Below are 21,622 nucleotides of genomic sequence, written 5' to 3'. Positions count from 1 at the left end.
TCGTCATGGCGGCCATCAGAAGAACGTCAGCCCGACCTGGAACAAACGCTCGACGTCGCGGATGCGGCGCTTGTCGATCACGAACAGGATCAGGTGGTCGCCGGACTCCACCACCACGTCGTCGTGGGCGATGAGCACCTCCTTGCCGCGGACTATGGCGCCGATGGTGGTGCCGCGGGGCAGGTCGATCTCGCCAATGGCACGGCCCACCACCTTGGAGGACTGGTTATCGCCGTGGGCGATGGCCTCGATCGCTTCCGCCGCACCTCGGCGCAGCGAGTGTACGTTGACGATGTCGCCACGGCGCACGTGGGTCAGCAGGCTGCCGATGGTGGCCTGCTGCGGCGAGATGGCGATGTCGATCTCGCCGCCCTGGACCAGGTCGACATAGGCGGCATTGTTGATCAGGGTCAACACCTTCTTGGCCCCCATGCGCTTGGCCAGCATCGACGACATGATGTTGACCTCATCGTCGTTGGTCAGGGCGCAGAAGATGTCGCAGTCTTCGATGTTCTCTTCTTCCAGCAGGCGCTTGTTGGTGGCACTGCCGTGCAGAACCACGGTGCGATTGAGCCGCTCCGAGAGGGTGGTGCAGCGCTCCAGGCCGTGCTCGATGATCTTGACCTGATGGCTGTGCTCGAGATGCTCGGCGAGCCGCTCGCCGATGTTGCCGCCGCCGGCGATCATCACCCGGCGGAAGTCGCGATCGACACGGCGCAATTCGCTCATCACCGCGCGGATGTCGCGCCGGGCGGCAATGAAGAACACCTCGTCGTCGGCCTCGATCACGGTGTCGCCCCGGGGAATGATCGGCCGGTTGCGCCGGTATATGGCCGCTACGCGGGTGTCGACGCTGGGCATGTGGCGGCGCAGAAAACCGAGGTCCTGGCCCACCAGCGGCCCGCCGTAGTAGGCCTTGACTGCCACCAGCTGTACCAGACCGCCGGCGAACTCGAGCACCTGCAGAGCGCCGGGATGCTCGATCAGGCGGCGGATATGATCGGTGACCACCTGTTCGGGGCTGATCAGTACGTCGATGGGCACCGCTTCGTGGGCGAACAGCCCCTTGCGAGTGAGGTAGGCGGTGGCGCGGACCCGGGCGATCTTGGTCGGAGTGCGGAACAGCGTATGGGCGACCTGGCAGGCAATCATGTTGACTTCGTCCTGACTGGTCACCGCGATCAGCATGTCGGCGTCTTCGCAGCCAGCCTGGCGCAGTACCACCGGGTAGGAGCCGGGACCGACCACGGTGCGGATGTCGAGTCGGGTATGCAGCTCTCGCAGCCGCTCGCCGTCGGTATCCACCACCGTGATGTCATTCTCCTCGCGGGCCAGGTGTTCGGCCAGCGTGCCGCCGACCTGGCCGGCGCCCAGAATGATGATCTTCATATGCAATCAGGCCCGTCAAACGACTCTGCGACGCCGTTATGGCGTCGCAGCATTCGTGGCTAGCATAAACCAGCCGCAGGTGATGTAACAGGTTCGTGTGGTAACGGGCGTCGTCAATCCAGGGTGAAGCCCACCTTGAGCGTGACCTGCCAATGGCCGACGCGACCGTTCTCGATGTGGCCGCGGGTGTCCACGACCTCGAACCAGCGCATGCCGTGGAGGGATTGCGAGGCCTTGTCGAGCGCACGCTGGATAGCGTCCTCGATGCTCTTCTCCGAAGAGCCGGTCAGTTCGATATGCTTGTAGACGTGATCGCTCATAGGGGCTCCTTGCTCAAGTGAACGAACGATGGTGGGGCCGGTTCAACCCCGCTTTCTCAGTCTGGCATAAAAGAATCCGTCATGGCTGTCGGGCTGCGGCAGGAGCTGGCGCCCGGCGCCGGCCACCTGGCCCCAGCTGACTTCCCCGGGGGTAGTGGCTTCGGCATCGGGGGTGCGCTCGAGGAAGGCGCGTACCTGCAGATCGTTTTCCTCGCGCAGCACGGAGCAGGTGGCGTAGAGCAGCGCCCCGCCCGGGCGCAGCAGCGGCCAAAGGTTGTCGAGCAGGCGCGCCTGCAGTTCGGCCAGCCTGGGGATGTCGGCGGGACGCCGCAAACGCTTGATGTCAGGATGGCGACGAATGACGCCGGTGCCCGAGCAGGGCGCGTCGAGGAGGATGGCGTCGAACAGCGTGCCGTCCCACCAGTCGCGCTGCGTGGCGTCGGCATGCACCAGCGTGGCCGACAGGCCAAGACGCTCGAGCGTCTCCTCGACCCGGGCCAGGCGCACGGCATCGCTGTCGAGCGCCAGCAGTTCGATATCGAACAGCTCGAGCAGGTGGGCGGTCTTGCCGCCGGGTGCACAGCAGGCGTCCAGCACGCGACCGCCGGGGCGCGGCGCCAGTGCCGGTCCAAGCAGCTCAGCGGCGAGCTGGGCGGCCTCGTCCTGCACGCTGACGTCGCCCTCGGCAAAGCCGGGCAGCGCCTGCACGTCGCAGGGCTTGTCCAGCGTCAGGCCGTCGGGCGAGTGCGTGCACAGCCGGGCCTCGATGCCGCTCTCGAGCAGCTTCGCCAGGTAGGCCTCGCGATCGCCGTGACGACGATTGATACGCAGCGTCATGGGACCGGGCTGATTGTTGGCCTCGGCAACGGCGCGCCAGTCGTCGGGCCAGGCCTGGCGCAGCGCCTTGAGCAGCCAGCGCGGGTGCAGCAGCGCCACTGCGGGATCCTTGTCGACCTCGGCTTGCAGCGCCGCGGATTCCCGGGTCAGCCGGCGCAGGCAGCCGTTGAGCACCCGGGTTGCCCACTCCTTGCCCAGCTGGCGCGCGGCACCGGCGGTTTCGCCCACTGCGGCATGTGCCGGAATGCGCAGGTAGAGCAATTGAAAGATACCCAGCAGCAGCAGCGCCTGGATGTCGGCATCACGCGCCTTGAAAGGGGCTTTCAGCAGTTGCTCGGCCAGCGCCTCGAGACGCGGCAGCGTGCGGCACACGCCGTAGCACATCGCTCTGAACAGGGCCCGATCGCGTATTACCACTTGGTGATCGTCCAGCTCGTTCAGCGAGCCCTTGCCGGTGATGACGGGAACCAAGGCGCGGGCGGCGCTGGCGCGTACCGCCTGGCCGCCGTCCTGGACGCTCTTGCCGGCGCGGGTGGAGGGAGTGGAGCGATGCATCAGAGGCTCTCCTCATTCGCACGACCCAAGTGGCGCCCGGCCTGCAGGCGCGCATCACGCGCATTGAGCAGGTCACGTGCCGCCAGCGGCTTGCCCCCCGGTAACTGGGCGCGGGTGACCCGCAATACGACGTCGCCGCGGGGGCCGCAGGCGATGCGCAGGGCGTCGGCGTCTGGGCTGAGCAGGGTGCCTGGCATGACGGCCCGTTCGCCCTCGTGGAGGCGGTCCGCCTCGGCCATCAGCAGGCGCAGCCGCTCATCACCGCAGGCGCACCAGGCCACCGGCCAGGGGTTGAAGGCGCGCACCCTGGCGGCGAGTTCGCTGGCGGGGCGAGTGAAGTCGAGTTCGGCCTCGGCCTTGGAGAGCTTGGCGGCGTAGGTGGCGCCTGCTTCGGGCTGGGGTGTGGCGGTCAGCCCATCACCGGCCAAGGCATCGAGTACCTCGACCATCGCCTCGCCACCGAGCGTGGCCAGGGTGTCGTGCAGCGTGCCACCGGTGGTGGTCGGGGTGATGGGCGTGCGCCTCACCATTAGCATGTCGCCGGTATCGAGCCCGGCGTCCATCTGCATGATGGTGACGCCGCTCTCGCTGTCGCCCGCCTCGATGGCGCGTTGGATCGGGGCGGCACCGCGCCAGCGCGGCAGCAACGAGGCATGGACGTTGAGGCATCCGAGTCGGGGAATGTCGAGTACGGCCTGGGGAAGGATCAGGCCGTAGGCCACCACCACCATGACGTCCGCCTCGAAGTCGGCCAGTTCGGCCTGGATATCGTCGCGCTTGAGCGTCTCGGGCTGGCGGACCGGCAGCTCGTGCGCGACAGCCAGCGACTTGACCGGGCTGGCGGTCAGCTTGCGGCCCCTGCCCGCCGGGCGGTCGGGCTGAGTGTAGACGGCCACTACCGAGTGCCGGCTGTGCAGCAGGGCAGCGAGGCTGGCGGCGGCGAAATCGGGGGTGCCGGCGAAGATGACGCGCAGGGAACGGGACATGGATCGAGCCTTGCCTGTGAACGGTTGCCCCTCATCTTAACGGAGGCAGGCCCAAACGACGAAGGCCGACATCGAAACGTCGGCCTTGGGTAAGTCGGGGGTCAGGCTGTCTGCATCTGCTTGTGGCGCTTTTGCATCTTCTTCAGCACGCGGTCGCGCTTGAGCGGCGAGAGGTAATCGACGAACAGCACTCCCTCGAGGTGATCGCACTCATGCTGAATACAGTGCGCCAGCAGACCGTCGGCTTCGAGCTCGTAGGGCTTGCCATCGCGGTCCAGCGCCTTGAGGTGAACCTTGAGCGCCCGCGGTACTTCGGCATAGTACTCGGGAATCGACAGGCAGCCCTCGGACATCAGTTCACGCTCTTCGCCGATGGGAACGTACTCGGGGTTGACCAGCACCAGCGGGTTGGCTCGGTCGTCGCTGACGTCCATCACGATCACGCGACGGTGCACATCCACCTGGGTGGCGGCAAGGCCGATGCCGGAAGCGTCGTACATGGTCTCGAGCATGTCGTCGACCAGTCGGCGCACCTCGTCGTCAACCGCTTCGACCGGCGCTGCCTTGGTGCGCAGCCGCTCGTCGGGAAATTCGAGGATCGTCAATTTGGCCATGGCGTTGGAATCACCGTTATGCTGTCATTCGGGAATTGCCCCTATTCTAGGCGGCGGCAGGCCAGGGGGAAACCGCTGGCATGCATTATCATTCCAATAGCATTGGACTATCGCACTGTGCTCCGGTTCCCGACGTGGGTGGACGCGCAGAGGGCCGGTAGCGGCGAGGCAGGGGGACGGGATGGACGAACAGGCGAAGCGTCGGCAGGACGGCCCGCCGAAGTGGCGGCGAACGTGGGCGGGCGGTCTAGCGCTATGGCTGGCGGCGACGCTGGCCCAGGCCCAGGGGCTGAGCTGGGAGCATGGGCTGCGTAGTGACGCGCCGGAGCGTTACACGGTGGTGCGCGGCGATACCCTTTGGGACATCTCGGGGCGTTTTCTGCGCCACCCCTGGCAATGGCCGGAGGTATGGCAGGTCAACCCGCAGATTCGCAACCCGCATTTGATCTACCCCGGTGATGTGATCACCCTGCAGGACTGCAATGGCCGGCCGTGCCTCGGCCTCGAGCGTGGCCAGAACGTGGTGCGGCTCTCGCCCGAGGTGCGCCGTGTCCCAGTGCGTGAAGCGATCGAACCGATTCCGCTGGATACCGTACGCCACTTCCTGCGTGACCACCGGGTCGTCGACGATCCTGATACGCTCGATGAGTTGGCCTACGTGGTGGCCGGCAACGACCGGCGCATCATCAGCGGCGCCGGCGACCGCATCTATGCCCGCGGCGAGTTGCAGCGCGGACAGCGTTACGGCATCTACCGTGTCGGTGAGCGCTATCACGATGCGGCCAGCGGCGAGGCCTTGGGCCTCGAGTTGATCAGCATCGGACGTGCCCAGGCCGAGCGCAGCGAGGATGATATCGCGCTCATGCAAGTCCTCTCCGCCAGCCAGGAGGTGCGCAACGAGGATATCGTGCTGCCGCTGGAGGAGCGCGAGCTGGTCAGCGAATTCGTGCCCCGCGCGCCGGATCGAGATATCGAGGGCACTATCCTTGCCGTGCCGGGCGGCGTGCGTTTCATCGGCAGATTGCAGGTGGTGGCGCTGGACCGGGGGCGTCGTGACGGGCTTGAAACGGGGCATGTGCTGCAGGTTGAGCAACAGGGCGAGCGAGTCGTCGACCCGCGTACCGGCGAGTCGCTGCGCCTGCCCGGGACGGACGCCGGGTTGGTCATGGTATTCCGGCCCTACGAGAAGATGAGCTATGGCCTGGTGATGCAGGCAACCCGGACGCTGGAAGTCGGCGATCGTCTCTACAACCCCCGGCGTGGGGTGGGGGTGGCGCAGCGGTGAGTGAGGCGCGCTCCAGGCCGAGCCAGCGCGACTGGCTGGCACTGATTCAGTTGCCGGGTATGGGGACGGCGAGGCTGGCCGAGATGGTGGCGGCCGCGCCCGACTGGCCCGAAGGGTGGCTGGCATGCCTGCCGCGTCAGGCGTCCTTGGCGCTGCGGCTGTGGCTCGACCATCCGGGCCGCAGCCCACTGGCCCCTAAGGTAGAGGCAGACCTGGCCTGGCTGGACGCCGCGCCCGAACGCGAGCTGCTGCACCCCGGGCATCCCGCCTGGCCGACCTTGCTCGAGCAGATCGGCGACCCGCCGCCGGTACTCTGGGCGCTGGGCGACCTGGCGGCGCTGCAGCCGCCCAAGTTGGCCATCGTCGGCTCGCGACGCCCCACCCGTGAAGGCTTGACCAATGCCGCCGCCTTCGGCCGCGAGCTGGCCAGCCGCGACTGGTGCGTCGTCAGCGGCTTGGCACTGGGCGTCGACGGGGCAGCCCAGCAGGCGGCGCTGGAGGCCGGCGGTCGCAGCGTGGCGGTGCTCGGCTGTGGCGCTGACGTGATCTATCCGCCTCGTCATGCCAGGCTCTATCATCAACTGCTCGAGCAGGGCGGACTGATCCTCTCGGAGCATCCCCCCGGGACGCCCGCGCGAGCGGGATTCTTTCCTCGCCGCAACCGCATCGTCACCGGCATTTCGCTGGGGGTGCTGGTGGTCGAAGCTGCCGAGAAAAGTGGCTCGCTGGTCAGTGCCCGGCTCGCCATCGAGCAGAATCGCGAAGTCTTCGCGCTGCCCGGCTCGATCCACAACCCCCAGGCCAGGGGCTGCTTGAAGCTGATTCGCGAAGGCGCCGTACTGGTGCGCCATACCGATGACATCCTCGAGGAACTGACCCACTGGGCCGCGTCGTGCCATTCCCCGCGCAAGCCATCGGATGCCAGCACACCGGATGCCAGTGGCGGCGATCCGCTGCTGCGCTGGCTCAGCGACGCGCCCTCGCCGCTCGATGCACTGGTGAACCTGACCGGGCTGGCCGTGCCCGATTGCCAGCGGCGGCTGCTGGAACTCGAGCTCGAGGGGCGTGCCGCCCAGGCGCCCGGGGGCTGGGTGCGTCTGCCTGAGAACGCCTAGGCGTGCTAGCATAGAGGCCCTCGTCGCGACCGTCCTGGCCACCCTGGCGGTCGCGTACCGAATCACCTGCAGGAGACCATGATCGTGGCCGAATCGCTCGATGCCGCCGTTGCCGCGCTGCGTGGCGGCGGCGTGATTGCCTACCCCACCGAGGGCGTGTGGGGACTGGGCTGCGACCCGGACAATGACGAGGCCGTGGCCCGCCTGCTGCGGCTCAAGCAACGCGACCCGGCCAAGGGATTGATCCTGGTGGCAGCCTCCATCGAACAGTTCGGCCCCTGGCTCGAGGGCCTGGCGCCGGAGCTGCATGCTCCGCTGGTCGCCAGCTGGCCGGGCCCCAACACCTGGCTGGTGCCGCACAATGGCCGCAGCCACGCGCTGGTGCGCGGTGCCCACGATTGCGTGGCGCTGCGGGTCAGCGCCCACCCCGGAGTCGCGGCGCTGTGCCGGGCATTCGGCGGACCGCTCGTCTCGACCTCGGCCAATCGGGCCAGCGAGCCCTCGGCCATGAGCGCCGCCGAGGTTCGCGCGATCTTCGGCGACGAACTCGATGCCATCGTCGAAGGTGAACTGGGGGGGCTGGACCGTCCCAGCACCATTCGCGACCTGCGCAGCGGTCGGGTGCTGCGCGCCTGAGCGCGAAACGTCCTGGTCAGACGGGGCAGGCAACGTCGAAGGGCAATGACAGCGAGGAGCAGCATGGCGCACGCCAATCTCGATACGGTAAAGAGCTACCTGCTCGACCTGCAGGACCGGCTGTGTAACGGACTCGCCGCCGAGGATGGCAGCGCCAGCTTTCGTGAGGAGAGCTGGCAGCGTGAAGCGGGAGGGGGAGGCCGTTCGCGGGTCATCGAGCACGGCCGGGTGTTCGAGAAGGGCGGCGTCAATTTTTCCCACGTCCACGGTGACCAGCTGCCGCCCTCGGCCACGGCGGCCCGGCCCCAGCTTGCCGGGCGCGGCTTCCACGCCGTGGGGGTCTCCTGGGTGCTGCACCCGGAAAACCCCCACGTGCCTACCAGCCACGGCAACGTGCGCTTCTTCATCGCCGAGAAGCCGGGCGAGGCACCGGTATGGTGGTTTGGCGGCGGCTTCGACCTGACGCCCTACTACCCGGTGCACGAGGACGTGTTGCACTGGCACCGCGTGGCTCGCGATGCCTGCACCCCTTTTGGCCCCGACGTCTACCCGCGCTTCAAGGCATGGTGTGACGACTATTTCTATCTCAAGCATCGCGACGAGACGCGCGGCGTGGGTGGGCTGTTCTTCGACGACTTCAACGAGTGGGACTTCGATGCCAGCTTCGCTTTCCAGCGTGCGGTGGGCGATGCCTTTCTCGACGCCTACCTGCCCATCGTACGGCGGCGTCGCGACACGCCTTGGGGCGAGCGCGAGCGCGATTTCCAGCTCTACCGCCGCGGACGCTACGTCGAATTCAACCTGGTATGGGACCGCGGCACCCTGTTCGGACTCCAGAGCGGCGGACGTACCGAGTCGATCCTGATGTCGATGCCGCCGCTGGCCCGCTGGGAGTACGGTTGGCAGCCCGAACCAGGCAGCGCGGAGGAAACCCTGTACCGGAACTACCTGCGCCCTCGCGACTGGCTGGGGGAAGAGGAGCCCACTGCATGACCGATCGCTATTGCGTCTTCGGCAACCCGATTTCGCACTCGAAGTCGCCGACGATCCACACCGCCTTCGCCGAACAGACCGGTGAGACCATCGAATACACCGCCATCGCCGCGCCGCTCGACGACTTTGCCGGCGCCTGGCGTCGCTTCACGGCCGAGGGAGGACGGGGCGCCAACGTCACCGTGCCGTTCAAGGAGGAGGCGTTCCAGCTCTGCGATACCCTGAGCCGGCGTGCCCAGCGGGCCGGAGCGGTAAATACCCTGCTGTTGGGAATGAATGGCCAGACTTATGGCGACACCACCGATGGCATCGGCCTGGTGCGCGATCTCGAGCGTCACGCTGTCACGCTCGCCGGGGCGCGCCTTCTGGTGCTGGGTGCCGGAGGGGCGGTGCGCGGGGTGCTCGAGCCGCTGCTCGCGGCAAAGCCGGCCAGCCTGTTCGTCGCCAATCGTACCGCCGAGAAGGCTGAGGCGCTGGCCAGCGACTTTCGCGACCTTGGCGCTATCAGCGGCGGTGGCTTCGATAGCATCTCGGGACCTTTCGACCTGGTGATCAATGGCACCAGCGCCAGCCTCGCCGGCGACCTGCCACCGCTGCCCGACGACCTGTTCGCGGGCGGTGCCACCGCCTACGACATGATGTACGGCGCCGAGCCCACCGTCTTCCTTCAGTGGGCAGGGGAGCGCGGCGCTCGCGGTGTCGATGGCCTGGGCATGCTGGTGGAGCAGGCCGCCGAGTCATTCTTCCAGTGGCGTGGCAAGCGCCCCGATACTGCCCCGGTACTCGAGATGCTGAGACGGTCCTTGTGAGGGTCAGCGGCGCTTGACGTAGAGCCCCAGCATGCACATCACCACACCGGCCAGCGACAGCAGCACGCCGCCGTTGACCAGCCACGGATGGCGTTCCACCCAGGGCACGAAGGGCTGAGGCGACTCGCGGCATACGCCGGCCAGATAGTCCCAATGCCCCCCCTGGATCAGCGCGCATTCACGCACGTCGTTGAGCTCCCAGAAGTAGACCCCCATCAGCACGAAGATGGGCAGGATCAACAGCAGCAGGCCAAGTCTCAGCATCAGTGTTCCCCTAGGGGCGCGGGCAATTTGGCTGCCGCCCAGCCTGACGGGCCTGCTCATAGCGGGCCAAGGCGTTGTCCATCTCGGCCTGCAGGCCCTGCATGCGCCCGCTGTGGCTGGGGTGAGTGGACATCCACTCCGGCGGGCGGGCGCCGCCCTGGGCGCTCATGTTTTCCCACAGCGCGATGCTGGCCCGGGGGTCGAAGCCGGCGTCGGCCATCAGCCGCAGGCCGATCACGTCGGCCTCGCTCTCGTGGCGGCGCGAGAAGGGCAGCAGAATGCCGTACTGAGCGCCGAGGCCCAGCGCCCCCATCAGCTGCTCGCCGCCCGGCCCCTCGAGACCGGCCGCCGAGGACAGCACCGACAGGGCGAGCTGGGTCGAGGTTTGGGTCGAGACACGCTCGTTGGCATGGCGTGCCAGTACGTGGCCGATCTCGTGGCCGATCACCGAGGCGAGCTGATCCTGATTGTCGGCAATGTCGAGCAGGCCGGTGTTGACGCCCATGTAGCCGCCGGGCAGGGCAAAGGCGTTGGCCTGTTCCGCTTGGAACACGCGGATCTGCCACTCCTGATTGCGCTCGCGCTCCGGCAGCACGGCGACGATGGCTTCGGCCACGCATTGGGCGTAGCGCTGCTGGGCCTGACCGGCCGGGGGCAGGTCCTGCTGGTACTGGGCGAAGGCCTCCTGGCCCATCTGGTTGAGCTGCTCATCCGACATCAGCGTGAGCTGCTGACGTCCGGTTGGCGAGGTGGTGCAGGCGGTAAGAGTCAGGGCCAGGGTGGCCACGGCAGCACAGCGAATCCAGCGCATGTTCGATACCTCGTTCGTTCAGATCCCTTGAGACCCTGGACGGGGGTGACGGTTCGCCACAAGATACCCTGAAGCGTAACAAGGTCAACCGTGAACCGTGAAAGTCCCAAGGAGATGTCGATGGATGCCGAGCTGAGCCGCCGCCTTAGCCGCCTGCTGGATCACGTGGAGCACTGGCTGCCCCCGGCGCCGCAGGAGGTCGACTGGGAGCGCGACGTGGCCGCGCTGTGGCAGCGCCACGTACTGGGCGGCCGCCTGCTGCCGGTGCCGCCTCGCGATGCCCTGTCGCTCGACGACCTGCTGGGTATCGAGCGCCAGAAGCTGGCTCTGGTCGACAATACCCGCGCCTTCCTGCAGGGGTGGCCGGCCAACCATGCCCTGCTGTGGGGCTCGCGGGGCAGCGGCAAGTCGTCGCTGATCCGTGCACTGCTCAACAGCCTGTCGCCGGAGGGGCTGCGCCTGGTGCAGGTCGATCGTCACGATCTGGCCGGCCTGCCCATGCTGGTCGAGCAGCTGCGCCGGCAGCCGCATCGCTTCGTGGTCTACTGCGACGACCTCTCCTTCGAGGGCCATGACGACGCCTACAAGGCGCTCAAGAGCGTGCTCGACGGTGCCCTGACCGGCCCGCCGCCCAACGTGCTGCTCTACGCCACCTCGAACCGCCGCCACCTGCTACCCGAGTCGCTGGCCGACAATGCCGACACGCAGCTGGTCGGGGAAGAGCTTCACCATGGCGATGCGGTGGAGGAGAAGATCTCGCTCTCCGACCGCTTCGGCCTATGGCTCGGCTTCTACCCCTTCAACCAGGACACCTATCTCGAAGCCTGCTGCCACTGGGTGACGCAACTGGGCGGCGAGCGGGACTGGAATGCCGAGGCGCGCGCCGAGGCGATCCGCTACGCCACGTTGCGCGGTGGCCGTAGCGGCCGCGGCGCCTGGCAGTTCGCCTGCCAGTGGGTCGGTCGCCGACGACTGCACGAGTCGGTGTGATCAACGCTGCGGAGTCAGCTCGCCATCCTGGCCCACGGCGAAGCGCAGGGTCGGCGTCCACAGCCCGGCCGGCAGCGTTACGCCGAGGCCTCGCAGGTTGCCCGGAGTGATGGCCAGCTCACTGCCGGCGGGGAGCTCGCCCTGGCTGGCCAGTTGGGTGGCGAGTTCCACCATGGGGGCCAGGCGCTTGCTGTCGGTGGCCAGCACGTCGAAGGCCACGGGCAGGCGCAGCTTGGTGTCGTCGCGGGAGGTCAGGGTCACGTCCTGCTGGTAGTTGCCGCTGACCGGCTCGGCGCCGGGAACGTCCAGGGTCCAGCGAAACCCCGACATTTCCACCGCTGGCATGCCGACGGGCAGTGACAGGCCCATGGCCACGGTCGCCTGCACCGGCAGGCTGCCCATGCCCAGGGACGAAGCCACCAGCGAGGCGATGTCGCTGGTGTCGAGGCCGGCCCGGATCGAGTAGGGGCCGATGCGGACATCCTCGATGCCGAGCGAGGTCACGGCCAGGCGAAAGGCGAACAGCCCGGTCTGGGGCAGGGCCAGGCAGCCGCCGAGCAGCATGGCCAGGCTGAGCGGGGCAAGCAGGTGCCAGCGGCGGCGAGGTAGGACGAAGGACAACGAACGACTCAGGAACATCGGCTCCTCCTGTGGGACGAAGCGGCTCGGTAACGGGGTACGGGCTCGGCCAGGGCGGCCTGTCGGTGGGGATGACGGCCCGGCCTTGGCGACCGGGGTTGGACAAGGGGTTAACGACGTTTGTTGCGGGCGGCGCGGGTGCGCCCCAGTTCGCGCTGCTTGGCTTTCTCCCGGTCGCTGGCACCGGCCAATGGATCGAACGGGTTCCTGCCGGAGCGAAACTCGAAGCGGATCGGCGTGCCCTTGACCTTCAGCACCTTGCGGAAGGTGTTGGTCAAGAAGCGCTTGTAGGCCTCGGGCAGGGCCTCGGTCTGGTTGCCATGGACGACGATGATCGGCGGATTGCTGCCGCCCTGGTGGGCCATGCGCAGCTTGATCCGGCGGCCGTGGACCAGCGGCGGCGGGTGCTGGCTGACGGCATCTTGCAGCAGGGTGGTGAGCCGGTTGGTCGACCAGTGGCTGTTGGCCGAAGCGAAGGCGCGCTCGATCGATGGATAGAGGTCGCCGACAGCGGTGCCGTGCAGCGCCGAGATGAAGTGCAGCTCGGCGTAGTCGGCGAAGCCCAGGCGGCGCTTGATCTCAGCGCGCATCTTCTCCTTGGCCTCCTGCTCCAGGCCGTCCCACTTGTTCACCGCCAGCACCAGCGCGCGACCTGTAGTCAGTACGTAGTCGAGCAGGTGCAGGTCCTGCTCGACCAGTCCCGAGCGGGCATCGAGCACCATGATCGCGACGTGGCACTCCTTGATCGCCTCCAGCGTCTTGATGATCGAGAACTTTTCAGCGATCTCGCTGACGTTCTTGCGTCGCCGCACGCCGGCGGTATCGATCAGCACGTAGGGCTTGCCGCGGCGCTCGAAGGGGATCTCGATGGCGTCACGGGTGGTGCCGGCTTCGTCGAAGACCACCACCCGCTCCTCGCCGAGCAGGCGGTTGACCAAGGTCGACTTGCCGACGTTGGGCCGGCCGATGACGCCGATGCGGATGCCCTTGGTGCCGGTATCCGCCGGAATGCTCAGGTCGCGCTCGGGGAAGGGGGAGAGCACTTCCTCGATCAGGCTGGTGACGTTGCGGCCGTGGGCAGCGGCGATGGGGCGGGGGTCGCCCAGGCCCAGGGCCCAGAAGTCGGCCATGGCCGAGTGCTCTTCCAGACCGTCGGTCTTGTTGACGACGAGCCAGGTCTTCTTCTGGTTGACCCGCAGGTGGTTGGCGATAGCCTCGTCGGCTACCTGCAGGCCGGCCCGGGCGTCGACCATGAACAGCACGATGTCGGCTTCGTCGATGGCCGCCAGCGACTGCTCGGCCATGGCGGCATCGATACCCTCCTCGTCGCCACTGATGCCGCCGGTATCGATCACCGTATAGGCCTTGTCGCCGAGCATGCCGTTACCGTACTTGCGGTCGCGGGTGAGGCCGGGGAAATCCGCCACCAGGGCATCGCGGCTACGGGTCAGGCGGTTGAACAAGGTCGACTTGCCCACGTTGGGGCGGCCGACCAGGGCAATCACGGGTGTCATCGATTGACTTCCAGGGCCTCGAGGCGACCGTCGTTGGCCAGCACGTAGATGCGGCGGGAATCGGTGACCGGGCGCAGGCTGATGCCGGAGCCGTCGATCTTCGTCCGTGCCGAGAAACGGCCGTCCTGGGTGTCGATCAGGTGCAGGTAGCCTTCGAAATCACCCAGCACCAGGTTGCCATCGGCGAAGGCGGGGGCGGTCAGCCAGCGGCCCTCGAGGTCGCGGTTGCGCCACAGCTCTTCGCCGCTGTGCGCATCGAAGGCGATCACGTGGCTGGCTTCGTTGACTGCGAAGAGGCGGTCGCCCACCAGCACCGGCGTGTGGTAGCCGGAGTGCTCGCGCTCCCACAGGACCTCGCCGCTGGGCGCTTCCAGTGCCACCAGGCGACCGTTGTAGCTGGTCACGAAAAGCCGCCCGTCGGGGGTCAGCACCGGCTGTCCACCCAGGTCGACCATGCGATCGATCTCGCTGCGTCCGCGCGGCACGGCGATGCGTCGCTCCCATAGCGGCTGGCCGTTGCGGTTGTCCAGCGTGACCAGGCGACCGTTGGCGAAGCCGGCGAAGGTGACCGGGTCGATCACCATGGGGGTGCCGGTGCCGCGCAGGGTGAGGGCGGGCTCGGTGGTGGTATGTACCCAGCGCTCACGTCCGCTGAGCCGGTCCAGCGCCGTCACGGTGCCGTCCACGCTCTGCACGATGAGCAGTTGCTGGTTGGGCTGCGGCGGAGCGAGCACTTCGCTGGAGACTCGGGTGCGCCAGCTGACGTCGCCGTCGGCCTGGCTCAGCGCCAGCACCTCGCCGTTGCGGGTACCGAGATAGACCTGCCCGGCCACGGCGGTCAGGCCGCTGGAGACGCCGACCTCGAGGTCGATCTGCCAGCGACGCTCGCCGCTCTGAGCCTCCACCGCCATGACCCGGCCGCGCTCGTCGGCGGCATAGATCACGCCGCTATCCAGCGACGGCGTGATGGGGTAGGTGGCCCGACCGAGCCCTTTGCCGACCTGTTGGCGCCAGTCGCTTTCAAGCTCGACGCGGGCGTCGAAGCGCTTGAGTTCCTTGGGGCTGTAGCGCGGCTCCGCCTTGTTGGCACAGCCGGCCAACAGGCCAAGGGCCAGGGTCGCCGTCAGGGCGAGGTTGAACTTGCGTGCGAGTGTCATCTTCATAGCATGGCCTCTTCGGCACCCAGGTCGTCGAGCTTCAGCTGGACGCCATAGATCGGCTGGTTACGTTGTTCGGCGACCGCGAGGGCCTCTTGCCAAGCCTGGCGGGCTTCGTCGTCGCGGCCCAGGGCACGCAGCGCATCGCCGCGCACGTCGGCCTGCTGGGCGGTCAGGGAGGCGGGTACGTCTCGCGCCAGGGTATCGAGCGCGGCCTCGGCCTCTCCGTCGGCCACCTGCAGCCGGGCCAGGCGCAGACGGGCCAAGCCCTGAACGTAGGGACGGTCGCTGGCTTCGATCACGCCCTCGAGCGCCTGACGGGCCGCGTCCAGGTCGCCCTCTTCCACGGCGAGGCTGGCGTCGATCAGGCGTGCCAGGTCGGCGTAGAGCGTGCGGCCGTGTTGATCGGTGATCTCGCTGATCAGGCCGCGGGCCTCATCGACGTTGTCACTGTCGGCCAGGCTGACCAGCTGCTGATAGCGCATCGAGGCCGCTTCCGCCTGGTTGTCCTGATAGCTCTGCCAGGTATTCCAGCCCACCACGCCGGCGATGGCGATGGCGACTCCGGCGATCAGCGACGTGCCGTTCTCCTTCCACCAGCGCTTGATGGCTTCCAGCTGCTCTTCTTCGGTTCTCAGCTCCGCCACGGGCGGTCTCCTTTACACAGCAAAATGCGGTTCGTTCAGGCGCACTCGTCCATCAGCGAAGTGAGCGCCTCGGCCAGGGCATCCTGGGCCAGGCTCAGCTGATCGCGCTCCTCGCGCAGGAATTTCAGCGTCACGCGGCCGTGGGCCAGTTCATCCTCGCCCAGCAGCAGCGCCAGCCGAGCGCCGCTGCGGTCGGCCTTCTTGATGCGGCTCTTGAAGCTGCCGCCGCCACAGTGCAGCTGCAGGCGCAGGTCGGGCAACTCGCTGCGGATTCTTTCGGCGAGCAGCATGGCCTGGGCGGTGGCGCCATCATCCATGGGCAGCACGTAGAGGTCCAGTTCGTCGAGCGCGGCTTCGGGCACCAGCTCCAAGGTCTCGAGCAGCAGGATCAGGCGCTCGATGCCCATGGCGAAGCCCACCGCGGGGGTCGGCTTGCCGCCGAGCTGCTCGACCAGGCCGTCGTAGCGGCCGCCGGCACACACGGTGCCCTGGCTACCCAGCGCGGTGGTGGTCCACTCGAACACGGTGCGACAGTAGTAGTCGAGGCCGCGTACCAGGCGTGGGTTGATGACATAGTCGATGCCGGCGGCCTCGAGCAGGGCGGTGAGCTGCTCGAAGTGCTCGCGCGAGGCGTCGTCGAGATGATCCATCAGCCGGGGCGCGTCGGCCAGCATCGGCGCCATGTCGGGGTTCTTGGAGTCGAGGATACGCAGCGGATTGCTCGTCAGGCGGCGCAGCGAGTCCTCGTCGAGCTGGTCGCGATGCTGCTCGAAGTAGGCCACCAGCTTGTCGCGGTAGGCGGCGCGGGCCTCGTTGGAGCCCAGCGAGTTGAGCTCCAGGGTGACATGTTCGATGAGCCCCAGTTCTTGCCACAGGCGGGCGGAGAGCAGGATCACCTCGGCATCGATGTCAGGCCCTTCCAGGCCGAAGGCTTCCAGGCCGACCTGATGGAACTGCCGGTAGCGGCCCTTTTGCGGGCGCTCGTGACGAAACATCGGACCCTGGTACCACAACCGCTGGGTCTGGTTGTGCAGCAGGCCGTGCTCCATGGCCGCGCGCACGCAGCTCGCCGTACCCTCGGGGCGCAGAGTGAGGCTGTCGCCGTTGCGATCGTCGAAGGTGTACATCTCCTTCTCGACGATATCGGTGACCTCGCCGATGGAGCGTGCGAACAGGGCGGTCTGCTCGACGATGGGCGTGCGGATCTCGGCGTAGCCGTAGCGCTTCATCAGCGCCTGGACGGTACCTTCGAAATATTGCCACCGGGCCGACTGGCCCGGCAGCAGGTCGTTCATGCCACGAATGGCCTGGATCTTTTTCTTGCGACTTTCGGGCTTGCTCAACGGGGGCTCCTTGATGGTCGACGGCCGCTCAGGCCTCGCGGGCGATCACGTTCTTTTCGGCCTGCTCCTTCTCGCGTACCTTCTCGCGGATCAGGGACTCGAGATCGTCGACCAGGCGATCGTTACGCAGCTTGGAGGCCGGCTTGCCGTCGATGTAGACGAGGTTGGCGGGGCTGCCGCCGGTCAGGCCGATGTCGCTCTCCTTGGCCTCACCGGGACCGTTGACGACGCAGCCGATCACCGAGACGTCGAGCGGCGTCATGATGTCCTCGAGGCGCTCTTCGAGGGCGTTCATGGTACCGATGACGTCGAAATTCTGGCGCGAGCAGCTGGGGCAGGCGATGAAATTGATGCCCTTGCTGCGCAGGCGGAGGCTCTTGAGCATGTCGTAGCCGACCTTGACCTCTTCCACCGGGTCGGCGGCGAGCGATACGCGTATCGTGTCGCCGATGCCGTCCATCAGCAGCATGCCAAGACCGATGGAGGACTTGACGGTACCCGAACGCAGCCCACCGGCCTCGGTGATGCCGAGGTGCAAAGGTTGCTCGATCAGCCCGGCCAGCTGGCGGTAGGCGGCCACGGCCATGAACACGTCGCTGGCCTTGACGCTGACCTTGTACTCCTGGAAGTCGAGGCGGTCGAGATGGTCGATATGGCGCATTGCCGATTCCACCAGTGCTTCCGGCGTCGGCTCGCCGTACTTGCGCTGCAGCTCCTTCTCCAGCGAGCCGGCATTGACGCCGATGCGGATCGGGATGTCATTGTCGCGAGCGGCGGCGACCACGGCACGTACGCGTTCCTCCTTGCCGATGTTACCGGGGTTGATGCGCAGGCAGTCGACGCCGAGCTCGGCGACGCGTAGGGCGATCTTGTAGTCGAAGTGAATGTCGGCCACCAGCGGCACGTTGACCTGACGCTTGATGCGGCCGAAGGCCTCGGCTGCGTCCATGGTCGGCACCGAGACACGCACGATGTCGGCTCCGGCGGCCTCCAGCCGTTCGATCTGCGCCACGGTGGCGGCGACGTCCAGCGTGTCGGTGTTGGTCATGCTCTGCACCGAGATCGGGGCATCACCCCCGACCGGTACTTTGCCGACATGGATCTGGCGCGACTTGCGACGAACGATGGGCGACGGGGAATGCATAGGTATCACTCTCCCAGGGTGAATCGGGCGACGTTGTTGGCCCCGGCGCGTGCGGAGAGGTCGACGCGTTCGCCGGCCCAACTCAGCTCGACGCCGGTGGCATTGCCGATGGTCAGGCGGAAGGGGGGCTCCCCTTCGACGGTTGCCGTGGTGCCAGGTTCCTGGAGACCGACGAAAACACGCCGATTGTTGGCGTCGAAGATCTCGGTCCACGATTGCTCGTTGAAGGTCAACTGCAGCTCGGTGCGGTCGGCGGGCGGTGCTGTCTCGGCGACCTCCGGCTCCTCCTCGACCGTGTTCGGCTGCTCCGCGGGCGCCTCCACGCTGGTCTCGCCCTGCGTGACCGGTGTTTCCTCGACCATGCCTGCGATCAGCTCGGCGCCGGTCGGGTCGACTTCGCTGGCCGGTGCCGGGGTCTCGCCATCGAGCGGATCGATGCCTTCCTCGGGAAGCGGCGGCAGGGCGTCCTCGACCTCGGGGGCCGGCTCTTCCTCGATGGTGGTGGTGCCATCCAGCGTTTCGACCGAAACCGGACCGCTGGCGTCGACGGCCGGCGGCTCGTTGCCGTCGCGGCTCTGCCACCACACCAGGGTCAGGCCGATCAGACCGGCGATGACCAGCAGGGTGACCAGCTTGAACAGCCAGGCGCCGATGCGCGACGGCGGCTTGGTCACCTGAACCGGCGTCACCCGCTGCTCGTTCTCCTGGCTGCCGAAGCGATCGGCGTAGGCCTGCAGCACGGGGCGGTCGTCCATGCCCAGCAGGCGGGCATAGGCGCGCAGGTAGCCCCGGCGATAGGTGGCCACCGGTACCTGTTCGTAGCTGTCCTCCTCCATGCCGGTGACGACGGCGGGGCGGAGGTTCAATGCCGTGGCGACTTCCTCTCGGCTCAGCCCTTGCGTTTCGCGCTCACGGCGCAGCAGCTCCCCGGGAGAGGCCGAGGATGTGAAGCCGACGGCATCGATGTCTTGATTGTCGCTCATGGCTGAGCATCCTTCGTCTAAAGTCGTTGATCAGGGTGCGTCACGTTGCGTATCGGCGCCGGGGGTGACGGTCGTGTCCGGTCTGCTGGCGGCGATCTGCTGGGCCAACGCCCGGGCGTTGGGCGTCATGCCGGCAAGCCCGACGAAGATCTCCAGCTGCTGCTGGGCGCGCTCCGGGTTGCCCTGCTCCAGCTCCAGCGCAGCGAGGGTGAAGTAGCTTCTCGGGTCGCGCGGGTCGAGGCTGCGGGCCCGCGCCAGGCTCTGGCGTGCCTGCTCGATCTCGCCGAGTTCCCATCGGCACTGTCCCAGGTTGGCGAACAGCTGAGCGCGGTTGGCGTAGCGGACATCCTGGGAGGCCAGCTCTAGCTGTTCGCAGGCGCGACGTGCCTGGCCCTGTTCGTAGAGAAAGGCGGCATAGTTGTTGCGCGCCCGGCTGTTGTCCGGATCGGCCGCGATGGCCTGCTGAAACATCCGCTCGGCCTGCTCCCGTTCACCCTGGCGCTGGTAGACGATGGCCATGGCCTGTAGCGCCTCGGGATCCTCGGGGTCGCGTTCCAGGGCGCGGTTGAGTGCCGTCATGGCGCGTGGCAGGTTGCCGCGCTCGAGGTAGGCCATGCCCAGCTCGGTGAAGGCCTCGGCCGGGTCCGCATCGACCTGCTGCCCGGACTGGCTGGCGCAGCCGGAGAGCCACAACGCCACGACCGCCATCGCGACCAGCGGCATGCGTCGGCTTGGCAGATAGGGGGAGCGCGTCATGACATCCTCATGGTCGGGCCTTGTCGTACTGTCGTTGTCTGGCGTGCCTGGCGCCCGAGTGGCGCGGCCCAGGGACAAAAAAAGCCTGTCCATCAAAGCGCCGTGACGGGTTGAAGTCAAGGCGACCCCCGCTTCAGTCGGCGTCGATCTGGATCGAGCGGATGTAGCGCTCATGGCGCCGGGTGCGGTCCTTCACCCGGCCGACCAGCTGGCCGCAGGCGGCATCGATGTCGTCGCCGCGGGTGCTGCGGATCGGTGCTGTGTATCCCAGTTCGTAGAGCCACTGCTGGAAACGCATCACCTGGTTGCGCGACGGCTTCTCGTAGCCGGAGTGGGGGAAGGGGTTGAACGGGATCAGGTTGATCTTGCACGGCAGTTCGCGCAGCAGTTCGGCGAGCTGGCGGGCGTGCTCCTGCTGATCGTTGACGTCCTTGATCACCGTGTACTCGATGGTGATCATGCGCGTGTCGTCGCACTTGGCCAGGTAGCGCTGGCAGGCGTCCAGCAGGGTACGGATGTTGTACTTGCGGTTGAGCGGCACCAGTTCGCTGCGCAGTTCGTCGGTGGCGGCGTGCAGCGAGATGGCCAGGCTCACATCGAGCTCGTCGCCCAGCCGATCGAGCATCGGGACCACGCCCGAGGTAGACAGGGTCACGCGGCGCTTGGAGAGCCCATAGCCGTTGTCGTCGAGCATCAGCTTCATCGCCGGCACGACGTTGTCGTAGTTCATCAGCGGTTCGCCCATGCCCATCATCACCACGTTGGTGACGGGACGATTGGCGGTATCCTTGCGCGGCCCCACGCTGCGCTGGGCGACCCACACCTGGCCGATGATCTCGGCGGCGGTGAGATTGCGCTGGAAGCCCTGCTTGCCGGTGGAGCAGAAGCTGCAGTCGAGCGAGCAGCCGACCTGGGACGAAACGCACAGGGTGCGGCGCTTGCCGTTGTCGGCGGGGATCAGCACCGTTTCCACATAGCTGCCGTCCTCCACTTCCAGCACCCACTTGCGGGTGCCGTCACTGGACGTGCCCTCGTAGACCACCCCGGGGCCGCGAATTTCGGCCACCTCGGCGAGTCGTTGGCGCAACGCCTTGGAGAGGTTGGTCATGGAGGCGAAGTCGTCGCAGCCCTCGTGATGAATCCACTTCATCACCTGGGCGGCACGGAACTTCTTCTCGCCGATGGAGAGGAAGAACTCTTCCATCTCTTCACGGGTCATGCCGAGCAGGTTGCTACGTTGGGCGGTGGTGGCGGTCATGATTTCACGCAGGTCGGGGCGGGACGAGAGCGGGGGCAGGAGCGCCCCCGCGAAATGCCGGCTGGCCGGGAGTGGTTCAGCGCGGGCAGATTTCGTCGCTGTTGAAGAAATAGGCCACTTCACGCTCGGCGGAAGCCGGCGAGTCGGAGCCGTGCACGGCGTTGGCGTCGATGGTCTCGGCGAAGTCGGCGCGGATGGTTCCCGGGGCGGCTTCCTTGGGGTTGGTGGCGCCCATCAGGTCACGGTTCTTGGCGATGGCGTCGTCGCCTTCCAGCACCTGCACCACCACCGGGCCCGAGGTCATGAAACCCACCAGATCCTTGAAGAAGGGGCGCTCCTTGTGCTCGGCGTAGAAGCCGCCGGCCTGCTCTTCGGAGAGCTGCAGCATCTTGGCGGCGATCACCTTGAGACCGGCTTTCTCGAAGCGGGAGATGATCTCGCCGATGGCATTCTTGGCGACGGCGTCGGGCTTGATGATGGAAAGGGTGCGTTCGGTTGCCATGTGGCCTGTCTCCGTTGACATGGGTAGGTGATAGCGCCACGCCGTACCCACCCGCAGGCGGGTCGGTACGGCGTG

Annotated in this window: 23 protein-coding genes; 6 read left to right on the top strand and 17 right to left on the bottom strand. The window is 67.2% G+C overall.

The window, feature by feature from the left end; translation table 11 throughout:
* Window positions 1-15: 15 nt before the first annotated feature.
* The 5 genes from trkA to def all read right to left on the bottom strand — a co-directional run bounded on the left by trkA (window position 16) and on the right by def (window position 4,701).
* Complete coding sequence (gene trkA / locus KPL81_RS03605) at window positions 16-1,389, bottom strand: Trk system potassium transporter TrkA (protein WP_209474041.1); 1,374 nt, start codon at window positions 1,387-1,389, stop codon at window positions 16-18.
* Window positions 1,390-1,502: 113 nt separating this feature from the next.
* Window positions 1,503-1,709 carry a dodecin gene (locus KPL81_RS03600; RefSeq protein ID WP_149328065.1) on the bottom strand — a complete coding sequence of 69 codons (207 nt, stop codon included), beginning with the start codon at window positions 1,707-1,709 and terminating at the stop codon, window positions 1,503-1,505.
* Between the two features lie 42 nt (window positions 1,710-1,751).
* Window positions 1,752-3,101 (bottom strand): 16S rRNA (cytosine(967)-C(5))-methyltransferase RsmB, encoded by a 1,350-nt coding sequence (gene rsmB, locus KPL81_RS03595; RefSeq protein ID WP_209474039.1) that lies wholly within the window; start codon window positions 3,099-3,101, stop codon window positions 1,752-1,754.
* Window positions 3,101-4,087 (bottom strand): methionyl-tRNA formyltransferase, encoded by a 987-nt coding sequence (fmt, locus tag KPL81_RS03590; RefSeq protein WP_219790721.1) that lies wholly within the window; start codon window positions 4,085-4,087, stop codon window positions 3,101-3,103. The genes rsmB and fmt overlap by 1 nt, the downstream gene beginning before the upstream one ends.
* Before the next feature lie 101 nt (window positions 4,088-4,188).
* Entirely contained in the window at window positions 4,189-4,701 is a 513-nt protein-coding gene (gene def / locus KPL81_RS03585) for a peptide deformylase (RefSeq protein WP_219790720.1), read from the bottom strand.
* A 181-nt stretch (window positions 4,702-4,882) separates the two neighbouring features.
* Between def and KPL81_RS03580 the strand changes: the two genes are divergently transcribed.
* From KPL81_RS03580 to aroE, 5 genes are all read left to right on the top strand, one after another.
* Window positions 4,883-5,986 (top strand): LysM peptidoglycan-binding domain-containing protein, encoded by a 1,104-nt coding sequence (locus KPL81_RS03580; protein WP_209474033.1) that lies wholly within the window; start codon window positions 4,883-4,885, stop codon window positions 5,984-5,986.
* A 59-nt stretch (window positions 5,987-6,045) separates the two neighbouring features.
* A complete protein-coding gene (dprA, locus tag KPL81_RS03575; RefSeq protein WP_219790817.1) occupies window positions 6,046-7,101 on the top strand; it encodes a DNA-processing protein DprA in 1,056 nt (351 codons plus the stop codon).
* A gap of 78 nt (window positions 7,102-7,179) precedes the next feature.
* A complete protein-coding gene (gene tsaC / locus KPL81_RS03570; protein WP_209474031.1) occupies window positions 7,180-7,737 on the top strand; it encodes an L-threonylcarbamoyladenylate synthase type 1 TsaC in 558 nt (185 codons plus the stop codon).
* Window positions 7,738-7,800: 63 nt separating this feature from the next.
* Window positions 7,801-8,730, top strand: coding sequence for an oxygen-dependent coproporphyrinogen oxidase (gene hemF, locus KPL81_RS03565; protein WP_219790719.1), 930 nt, complete (start codon window positions 7,801-7,803; stop codon window positions 8,728-8,730).
* Window positions 8,727-9,539: a shikimate dehydrogenase gene (gene aroE, locus KPL81_RS03560; RefSeq protein ID WP_219790718.1), complete on the top strand. Its 813-nt coding sequence runs from the start codon at window positions 8,727-8,729 to the stop codon at window positions 9,537-9,539. Before hemF ends, aroE begins: the two co-directional genes overlap by 4 nt.
* 3 nt (window positions 9,540-9,542) lie before the next feature.
* Here the strand turns inward: aroE and KPL81_RS03555 are convergent, their stop codons facing one another.
* Window positions 9,543-9,803 (bottom strand): hypothetical protein, encoded by a 261-nt coding sequence (locus KPL81_RS03555; protein WP_219790717.1) that lies wholly within the window; start codon window positions 9,801-9,803, stop codon window positions 9,543-9,545.
* Window positions 9,804-9,813: 10 nt separating this feature from the next.
* On the bottom strand, window positions 9,814-10,614 hold the full coding sequence (locus tag KPL81_RS03550; protein ID WP_209474023.1) for a M48 family metallopeptidase: 801 nt from the start codon (window positions 10,612-10,614) through the stop codon (window positions 9,814-9,816).
* 120 nt (window positions 10,615-10,734) lie between these two features.
* Here KPL81_RS03550 and KPL81_RS03545 point away from each other — a divergent pair, with 120 nt between their 5' ends.
* The gene (locus KPL81_RS03545; protein WP_219790716.1) at window positions 10,735-11,604 is read left to right on the top strand and encodes an ATP-binding protein; all 870 of its coding nucleotides are present in this window, start codon (window positions 10,735-10,737) and stop codon (window positions 11,602-11,604) included.
* On the opposite strand, the gene KPL81_RS03540 is transcribed toward KPL81_RS03545, so the two are convergent.
* The 10 genes from KPL81_RS03540 to ndk all read right to left on the bottom strand — a co-directional run bounded on the left by KPL81_RS03540 (window position 11,605) and on the right by ndk (window position 21,547).
* Window positions 11,605-12,243: a hypothetical protein gene (locus tag KPL81_RS03540; protein ID WP_240549026.1), complete on the bottom strand. Its 639-nt coding sequence runs from the start codon at window positions 12,241-12,243 to the stop codon at window positions 11,605-11,607.
* A 110-nt stretch (window positions 12,244-12,353) separates the two neighbouring features.
* Window positions 12,354-13,757: a ribosome biogenesis GTPase Der gene (gene der / locus KPL81_RS03535; RefSeq protein WP_219790715.1), complete on the bottom strand. Its 1,404-nt coding sequence runs from the start codon at window positions 13,755-13,757 to the stop codon at window positions 12,354-12,356.
* Window positions 13,754-14,920 (bottom strand): outer membrane protein assembly factor BamB, encoded by a 1,167-nt coding sequence (bamB, locus tag KPL81_RS03530; RefSeq protein ID WP_219790714.1) that lies wholly within the window; start codon window positions 14,918-14,920, stop codon window positions 13,754-13,756. The genes der and bamB overlap by 4 nt, the downstream gene beginning before the upstream one ends.
* Complete coding sequence (locus KPL81_RS03525) at window positions 14,917-15,561, bottom strand: YfgM family protein (protein ID WP_219790713.1); 645 nt, start codon at window positions 15,559-15,561, stop codon at window positions 14,917-14,919. The genes bamB and KPL81_RS03525 overlap by 4 nt, the downstream gene beginning before the upstream one ends.
* A 35-nt stretch (window positions 15,562-15,596) precedes the next feature.
* Window positions 15,597-16,904 (bottom strand): histidine--tRNA ligase, encoded by a 1,308-nt coding sequence (gene hisS / locus KPL81_RS03520; protein ID WP_276314018.1) that lies wholly within the window; start codon window positions 16,902-16,904, stop codon window positions 15,597-15,599.
* 28 nt (window positions 16,905-16,932) lie between these two features.
* Window positions 16,933-18,048, bottom strand: a complete 1,116-nt coding sequence (ispG, locus tag KPL81_RS03515) for a flavodoxin-dependent (E)-4-hydroxy-3-methylbut-2-enyl-diphosphate synthase (protein ID WP_219790712.1) — start codon at window positions 18,046-18,048, stop codon at window positions 16,933-16,935.
* A 5-nt stretch (window positions 18,049-18,053) separates the two neighbouring features.
* On the bottom strand, window positions 18,054-19,031 hold the full coding sequence (locus tag KPL81_RS03510) for a RodZ domain-containing protein (protein ID WP_219790711.1): 978 nt from the start codon (window positions 19,029-19,031) through the stop codon (window positions 18,054-18,056).
* A gap of 30 nt (window positions 19,032-19,061) precedes the next feature.
* Window positions 19,062-19,787: a type IV pilus biogenesis/stability protein PilW gene (pilW, locus tag KPL81_RS03505; protein WP_219790710.1), complete on the bottom strand. Its 726-nt coding sequence runs from the start codon at window positions 19,785-19,787 to the stop codon at window positions 19,062-19,064.
* Between the two features lie 133 nt (window positions 19,788-19,920).
* Window positions 19,921-21,045 carry a dual-specificity RNA methyltransferase RlmN gene (rlmN, locus tag KPL81_RS03500; protein ID WP_209474008.1) on the bottom strand — a complete coding sequence of 375 codons (1,125 nt, stop codon included), beginning with the start codon at window positions 21,043-21,045 and terminating at the stop codon, window positions 19,921-19,923.
* Window positions 21,046-21,121: 76 nt separating this feature from the next.
* The gene (gene ndk / locus KPL81_RS03495; RefSeq protein WP_209474006.1) at window positions 21,122-21,547 is read right to left on the bottom strand and encodes a nucleoside-diphosphate kinase; all 426 of its coding nucleotides are present in this window, start codon (window positions 21,545-21,547) and stop codon (window positions 21,122-21,124) included.
* Window positions 21,548-21,622 lie beyond the last annotated feature (75 nt).

It is taken from the genome of Billgrantia antri, assembly GCF_019430905.1.
In the GTDB taxonomy this organism is placed as follows: Bacteria; Pseudomonadota; Gammaproteobacteria; order Pseudomonadales; family Halomonadaceae; genus Halomonas; species Halomonas antri.
This window is presented reverse-complemented; position numbering and strand designations above follow the sequence as displayed.